General features: G+C 68.4%; 1 protein-coding gene. It reads right to left on the minus strand.

Annotated features, from left to right (window positions below):
• Positions 1-53: 53 nt before the first annotated feature.
• Positions 54-708: transposase family protein (locus V6U86_RS33300; protein WP_334510529.1), on the minus strand; the 655-nt coding region annotated here is incomplete at its 5' end.

The raw sequence follows: 708 nt of genomic DNA on the forward strand, positions 1-708 counted from the left end.
CTAAGGGACGTCTCGTAACTGGGTGAAGGCGTTGCCCGGCCTCAGGCCGGTGGTCAGCCGGCGAGGATGATGTTGTGGAGGTTGGCGATGCCGGAAGCGGCGTCGGCCAATGTGTGACCGGCGCGGCGGTAGTCGCGCAGGATCTTGAAGCATTTCATCCTGGCCAGAGCATGTTCGACCCCTGCCCGGACCGTGCGGTGTTCGACGTTGAGGGCCTCTTTCCAGGCGGGTAGGTCGCTGCCGTCGGCGGGTTTGCGGTACGGGATGATCACTTCGGGGTTGCCGCGGTAGCCGCCGTCGGCCATCACCGGCCGCCCGTCCAACTTCTCGGCGATGCCCGAGGTGCGGTAAACGATGGTGTCGTTGCGGTTGCCGGGCTGCGGGTCGCCGACGGCGATGACCAGGCGGGTGCTGGCGTCGATGGCGACCTGCAGGTTCGTCGAGTAGCGGTAGTTCTTGCTCCGGGCGGCCAGGCGGTGATCGCGGGTCGGGACCAGCGTTCCGTCGACGATCGCGATCTGCTCGACCGGCCGTTTCCGCACCGGCGCCAGGGCCAACAGCGGCGCGAGGGTGTCGATGACCCGGTGCGCGGCGGAGTGCGACACCCCGAACAGCGGGCCAATCTGCCGCATGGTCAGGTTCGTACGCCAGTACGCCGCCACCAGCAGCACCCGATCCGGCAGGTCCAGAGCCCACTGCCGACCCGGC

Source organism: Micromonospora sp. CPCC 205558, from assembly GCF_036902955.1.
In the GTDB taxonomy this organism is placed as follows: domain Bacteria; phylum Actinomycetota; class Actinomycetes; order Mycobacteriales; family Micromonosporaceae; genus Micromonospora.